The sequence below is a fragment of the Vibrio sp. 10N.261.52.A1 genome, from assembly GCF_002876325.1.
Lineage (GTDB): Bacteria > Pseudomonadota > Gammaproteobacteria > Enterobacterales > Vibrionaceae > Vibrio > Vibrio chagasii.
In genome coordinates, this window is record NZ_MCYD01000554.1 from 1 (window position 1) to 2,288 (window position 2,288).

Sequence of the window (2,288 nt, forward strand, 5' to 3'; positions counted from 1 at the left end):
ATCTACACTTGCTGTTTTATGTGCTTTAATCTCCTCGCATAATTCCCAAATTTATTTCTTTCGCAATCAAGCGGAAGAATCGAAACAAAAGGTCTTCCATGAGTTGGCTTGAAAAGATTTTAGAAAAAAGCAACATCGTAACATCTCGTAAAGCGTCTATCCCTGAGGGTGTTTGGACTAAATGTACTTCTTGTGAGCAGGTGCTTTACCATGCTGAGCTAGAGCGTAACCTAGAAGTATGTCCAAAATGTGACCATCACATGCGCATGAAAGCACGTCGCCGCCTGGAAACATTCCTAGACAAAGGTGAGCGTGTTGAACTTGGTACTGATCTTGAGCCGCAAGACAAACTGAAGTTCAAAGACTCTAAGCGTTATAAAGAGCGTATCTCTGCTGCTCAAAAGAACAGTGGTGAAACTGACGCACTTGTAGCAATGAAAGGTGAACTACTAGGTCTACCAATCGTAGCGTGTGCGTTTGAATTCTCATTCATGGGCGGTTCAATGGGCTCTGTAGTAGGTGCTCGTTTTGTTCGTGCTGTAGATGCTGCTATTGAAAACAACTGTGGTTTAGTTTGTTTCTCTGCAAGTGGTGGTGCGCGTATGCAAGAGGCACTAATGTCTCTAATGCAAATGGCAAAAACCAGTGCTGCACTTGAGCGTCTATCTGCGAAAGGCCTGCCGTTTATTTCAGTAATGACTGACCCAACAATGGGCGGTGTTTCTGCAAGTTTGGCAATGCTAGGTGATATCAACATCGGTGAGCCAAAAGCACTTATCGGTTTTGCTGGTCGTCGTGTAATCGAGCAAACAGTACGTGAAGACCTACCTGAAGGTTTCCAACGTAGTGAGTTCCTACTAGACCACGGTGCTATCGACATGATCGTTGACCGTCGTGAAATGCGTCAGCGCGTAGCTAGCCTAGTTGCAAAAATGACCAATCAGCCTTCACCATTAGTAGTTTCTGTGAACGATTCACCGAATGAAGCTGCTTATGAAGTACCAGAAGCGCCAGAAAAAGGGTAAAGTACCTTCTAACAAACCAACTTTATTATGGTTATGAGTTAGATGAGTCAACAACCTATTCCTCAAGCCACATCCTCTTTGGAGATGTGGCTTGATTATTTATCAAACATCCACACCAGTGCTATTGATCTTGGACTAGACCGAGTTCAGGCCGTCGCCTCTAAGGCAAATCTTACCAAACCTGCTAAACACGTCATTACTGTTGCCGGAACCAACGGCAAAGGCTCAACGTGCGCACTGATGGAAGCCATTCTATTAGATGCGGGATACTCTGTTGGTGTCTACAGCTCTCCTCACTTAATTCGCTACAACGAACGTGTTCGAATCAATGGTCAAGATCTATCTGATGAAAAGATGGTTCAGTCTTTTGATTTTATTGAGAAAGAACGTGGTGAAATCAGCCTGAGCTTCTTCGAATACGGTACTTTGGCCGCGTTACGTGCTTTTCAAACAGAATCGGTTGATGTTGTGTTGTTAGAAGTTGGTTTAGGTGGCCGCTTAGATGCAACCAACATTGTTGATCACGACGTTTCAGTGATTACGAGCTTGGCGGTAGACCACGTAGATTGGCTTGGTGATGACATCAATGTGATTGGTTTCGAGAAAGCGGGAATCTATCGTAGCGGTAAGCCGGCTATCTGTGGCCAACCTAAGCCACCGGCGACGGTTGCTGCGCACGCCGATGATATCAAGGCTGAGTTTTATCAGGTCGGTATTCAATATACCTATGCCGTTGATGGCGATACTTGGAACTGGCATAGCGGTGCATTCCAACTGGAGTCGCTTCCTATCCCAACATTGCCACTCCCGAACGCGGCAACGGCATTGATGGCACTGGGCACATCAGAGTTAGATATTAGCGATGTGAACGTGGTTAATGGTTTGAAGAACGCTCAGCTTCCTGGGCGCATGCAACAAATTAGTGACCAGCCTGTGATTGTGCTCGATGTGGCTCATAACCCACATTCAGCAGAATACTTTGCACAGCAAGTTACTAAAAAATATGCGGGCAAGAACTTGCACGTTGTAGTCGCTATGCTTCATGACAAAGACATTCCAGCAACATTAGAAGTGTTAGCGCCAATTGCAACACACTGGTACCCAGCTTCTCTACAAGGGCCACGTGCAGCAACGGCAGCTGAACTTTGTCAAAGCCTTCCTCAAGGTGTTGAGCAGCATACAAACCCGGTTGCGGCGTTTGAGGCGGCGTTAGCATCAGCGAAAGGTGAAGACGATGTCGTGTTGGTGGTCGGTTCTTTCCAC

2 protein-coding genes are annotated in these 2,288 nt (G+C 46.1%); both read left to right on the forward strand.

Annotation, left to right across the window (positions count from 1 at the left end; translation table 11 throughout):
• The first annotated feature begins 98 nt into the window (after positions 1-98).
• Positions 99-1,025, forward strand: coding sequence for an acetyl-CoA carboxylase, carboxyltransferase subunit beta (gene accD / locus BCT81_RS08570; protein ID WP_004740637.1), 927 nt, complete (start codon positions 99-101; stop codon positions 1,023-1,025).
• Positions 1,026-1,067: 42 nt separating this feature from the next.
• Positions 1,068-2,288: bifunctional tetrahydrofolate synthase/dihydrofolate synthase (gene folC, locus BCT81_RS08575; RefSeq protein ID WP_102423850.1), on the forward strand; the 1,221-nt coding region annotated here is incomplete at its 3' end.

Bases quoted from the DNA above. Each gene is read 5' to 3' on its own strand.
- accD (WP_004740637.1), top strand. From the start codon at position 99: ATGAGTTGGCTTGAAAAGATTTTAGAAAAAAGCAACATCGTAACATCT.